Origin of the sequence: Bradyrhizobium guangdongense, assembly GCF_006483445.1 — a bacterium.
GTDB classification, from domain to species: Bacteria; Pseudomonadota; Alphaproteobacteria; order Rhizobiales; family Xanthobacteraceae; genus Bradyrhizobium; species Bradyrhizobium guangdongense_A.
Genome location: NZ_PPPT01000229.1, coordinates 1 through 3,594, shown reverse-complemented (window position 1 = coordinate 3,594; position 3,594 = coordinate 1). Strand labels below are relative to the sequence as shown.

At 64.2% G+C, this 3,594-nt stretch carries 4 protein-coding genes and 1 pseudogene; all 5 read right to left on the bottom strand.

Features of this window, described 5'->3' with window-relative positions; translation table 11 throughout:
• Positions 1–39: 39 nt before the first annotated feature.
• Positions 40–735, bottom strand: a complete 696-nt coding sequence (locus tag C2U70_RS29000) for a pyrimidine 5'-nucleotidase (protein WP_140982054.1) — start codon at positions 733–735, stop codon at positions 40–42.
• 175 nt (positions 736–910) lie between these two features.
• Complete coding sequence (locus tag C2U70_RS28995) at positions 911–1,897, bottom strand: DUF1036 domain-containing protein (RefSeq protein WP_186294539.1); 987 nt, start codon at positions 1,895–1,897, stop codon at positions 911–913.
• A 194-nt stretch (positions 1,898–2,091) separates the two neighbouring features.
• Positions 2,092–2,979: an acetylglutamate kinase gene (gene argB, locus C2U70_RS28990; RefSeq protein WP_140982052.1), complete on the bottom strand. Its 888-nt coding sequence runs from the start codon at positions 2,977–2,979 to the stop codon at positions 2,092–2,094.
• 99 nt (positions 2,980–3,078) lie between these two features.
• Positions 3,079–3,441 carry a DUF423 domain-containing protein gene (locus C2U70_RS28985; protein WP_140982055.1) on the bottom strand — a complete coding sequence of 121 codons (363 nt, stop codon included), beginning with the start codon at positions 3,439–3,441 and terminating at the stop codon, positions 3,079–3,081.
• Positions 3,441–3,594: pseudogene (locus C2U70_RS33595) on the bottom strand (ribosome biogenesis GTP-binding protein YihA/YsxC); the annotation flags it as partial. The pseudogene C2U70_RS33595 and the gene C2U70_RS28985, both read right to left, overlap by 1 nt.

The window sequence follows — 3,594 nt, the reverse complement described above, 5'->3', positions numbered from 1 at the left end:
CCCGGATTGCGCTGCGCTCCATCCGGGCTACAGGCGCACCTATTTGGCCTTGGACAACCCCGCCAAAAACCCTGCCAGATCATCCGTGACATGGTCGACATGGGCGGCGTCACGGCCCTCGAGTTCCCAGTCCTCGCGCACCACCTCCTGCGTGCCGTCGGGCACGACCAGCACTGTGGTCATGCCGAGGTCGTGGGGGACGACGAGGTTGCGGGCGAGGTCCTCGAACATTGCCGAGCGCGCCGGGTCGACCGCATGGTCGGCGAGAAATTTCTGATAGGTCTGCCACGCCGGTTTTGGCTCGAAATTCGCGGCGATGATGTCGAACACGGCATCGAAATGGTCGCCGAGGCCGAGACGCGCCAGCACCGCATCGACATGGTCGACGGAGCCGTTGGTCAGGATCAGCTTCCGCCCCGGCAGTTTTGTGATGGCCGCACCCAGCTGTGGGTTCGGCTCCAGCGGCGAATGGTCGATCTTGTGCACATAGGCGAGGTAGTCGTCGGCATGCACGCCATGCAGCGTCATCATCCCGCGCATCGTGGTGCCAAAACGCTGATAGTAATCCTTCTGGATTTTTCGCGCTTCCACCGGCGTGACGTTGAGCCAGTTGCAGACGAACTCGGTGATCCGCAAATCGACCTGCTGCCACAAATTGACGTGGTGCGGATAGAGTGTGTTGTCGAGGTCGAACACCCAGGTGTCGATGTGGGTGAAGGCGCGGGGTGATTTCATGTCACACTCTCTTCGTCGTCCTGGACAAGCGCAGCGAAGCGGAGCGCCGATCCAGGACCCATTATCCCAGGGAGGAGTTTGATGAAGACTGACAACCACTACCTCGCTCCACAACTACTCCCTGTGGTAATGGGTCCTGGCTTTCGCCAGGACGACGGTAGGGCATGCGGCGCCATCACGGTATCGCAAACCGCAGCGTCTTGCCGCCGCTCGACATATCCACCGCACCGAACCCCGTCGCTGCGAATCCGCGCGACGGGCAATCGTTCTGCTCGTTGGTCTCGAATTTCGTCTCTCGTGTGCAGAGCTGCTTCTCGCCGCCCCAGTTCAGCGGCTTGTCCTTCAGCTTGATCGCGCGGTTGTCGGCATCGACTGCTTCCGCAAAGCTGAAGGTCTGTCTTGGCGAGCCCGCGACGTCAGGGTGCAGGCATTTGCCGGGATCGATGCGATACCAGCCGCGGCTGGTGACGCTCTTGCCGTCGTCGGTCGCGACCGCCGCCATCACCTTGTGCGGCGTGTCGTTGCACCAGGTGAGTCCGCTCGCGGACGGTGTCTGCACCGCGTCCACCATGGTTTTGAAGAAATTTGGCGACGACGTGATGTCGGCCGCGAGCCCGCGGCTCTTCAGAAATGCGGAGAGTGCGGCCTGCGTCTTCGGTCCGTCGACGCCGTCGATCGCGCCGGCATCGTAGCCGGCGATCGCCAGCAGGCGCTGGATGCCGGCAAGGCGCGCCTGCTCGTCGTCATACTCACTGTCCTCGGCGAGGTAGGCGACCAGGTTGCCGTCGTCGGTCCGCGTCGGCGTCACCTGCGTGAACGGCGCCTGGGTCTGTCCGCTGCGGCATTGCCGCGCGGCCGCGATGACGAAGTTCTCCTGCGCGACGCAGAGCGTATCGCTGCCGCTCTGCGGGATCGGCGAGGAGCCGTAGACGCCGAGCGCGCGGGCGTTGAGCAGAATGCGGTCGGCGGCGAGCGTGCCCTGAACCACGACGCGGCAGCTCGCGGGATCGATCCGGAACCAGCCGCGCGTCGCGGTCGCCGCCTTGTCGTCGATGCCGATCGCGGCCTCGACGACGTAGCTCATGCGGTTGCAGATCTTGAGGTCGGCATGCGCAGGGGCGGCGGAGAACAGGAACGAGATCGCCGCTGCGGGGAGCGAAATCAAGAAGTGCGTGAGAGGTGAGCGACTGCGGCGCGTCTCTCTCCGCTCGTCATGGCCGGGCGTAGCCGTCCTAAGGACGGCGTCGCTTCGCTCGCCTATGACCCGGCCATCCACGTCTTGGCCGATAGAAGAAAGGTCGTGGATGCCCGGGACAAGCCCGGGCATGACGCTCATCTTCCTTGGCCGCTCGTCCATCACTTGTGGATCAGCGTTCCCGTGCCCTGGTTGGTGAAGAGCTCGAGCAGCACGGCGTGCTGCATCTTGCCGTCGATGATGACGACGCCCTGCACGCCCTGCTCCAGCGCGTAGATGCAGGTCTCGACCTTCGGGATCATGCCGCCGGAAATCGTGCCGTCGGCGATCAGTTTGCGCGCATCCTTGACCGAGAGCTGCGGGATCAGTTTCTTCGACTTGTCGAGGACACCCGGCACGTCGGTGAGCAGCAACAGGCGCTTTGCCTTCAGCGCGCCGGCAACGGCGCCTGCAAACGTGTCGGCATTGACGTTCAGCGTCTGGCCCTCTTTCGAGGTTGCGAGCGGCGCCAGCACCGGGATCAGCTCATAGCCGATCAACTGGTTGAGCAGCGTGAGGTCGACCTTCTCGGGATCGCCGACGAAGCCGAGATCGATCGCTTTCTCGATGTTCGAATCCGGATCGACGATGGTGCGCGTCGTCTTCGACGCCTTCACCATATTGGCGTCCTTGCCTGACAACCCCACGGCCTTGCCGCCGGCCTCATTGATGTAGCCGACGATCTGCTTGTTGACGGAGCCGGCGAGCACCATCTCGACGATCTCGATGGTCGCCGCATCGGTGATGCGCAGGCCCGCCGCGAATTCCGACTGGATACCGAGCCGCTTCAGCATGGTCGCGATCTGCGGCCCGCCGCCATGCACCACGACAGGATTGATCGCCGTCTGCTCGAGCAAAACGATGTCGCGCGCAAAATTCTTCGCGGTCTCCTCGTCGCCCATGGCATGGCCGCCATATTTGATGACGATGGTTTCTTCGTCATACTGCTGCATATGCGGCAGCGCTTCGGACAGGATGCGGGCCTGATCGAGCGGTGAAATGTCGGTCATGAGGCGGATCTCGCTGGCGGGACTGTCGGGCCGCGTTCTATCCGATTGGCGGCGTTCACGCAAAGCGGGACTGATATGTAGCTCCATCCGGGCGACGGATCAGCGCTTTGCTGCCACCGCCGCCACGCTCACCGCCAGCCAGCTCACGATCAAGAGCGTGCCACCGGTCGGTGCGGCAAAAGGAAACAACCCGTGCCCGGCATATTGCCGCAAGGTGAGGTCGCCGGCGAACAGCGCGGCCGCGATTACGAAGCCGAATGCGGCAACGAGGCCAATTCCGCCGTGCAGAAACCCGCGTTCGATCAGCGCCGTCACGGCCAGGATGGCCGTTGCATGAAACAGCAGCATGGCGCTTGCGGAGGCAAGGCGGCTCGCATCCGCGCCATGCGCCGAGGCCGCCGCCAGCGCGACGCCGCAGGCGCCCATCAATCCTGCGAGCGCAATCAGCACCCGAAACGCCATCACGCGCCCCGCTCTTCCAGTAGCCGCACGATCGCCGCGCGCAGCTCCGCCATGCCGGCACCGGAGCGCGAGGAGGTCGTCAGCACGTTCGGAAACGCGGCCGGGTGCTTTGCCAGCGCCGCCTCGGTCTCGGCGATCGTCGCGGCGAGCTCG

What these genes read in the sequence shown, in the direction of transcription:
- C2U70_RS29000 (WP_140982054.1), bottom strand. Translation starts at nt 735, where the DNA reads ATGAAATCACCCCGCGCCTTCACCCACATCGACACCTGGGTGTTCGAC.
- argB (WP_140982052.1), bottom strand. Translation starts at nt 2,979, where the DNA reads ATGACCGACATTTCACCGCTCGATCAGGCCCGCATCCTGTCCGAAGCG.
- C2U70_RS28985 (WP_140982055.1), bottom strand. Translation starts at nt 3,441, where the DNA reads ATGGCGTTTCGGGTGCTGATTGCGCTCGCAGGATTGATGGGCGCCTGC.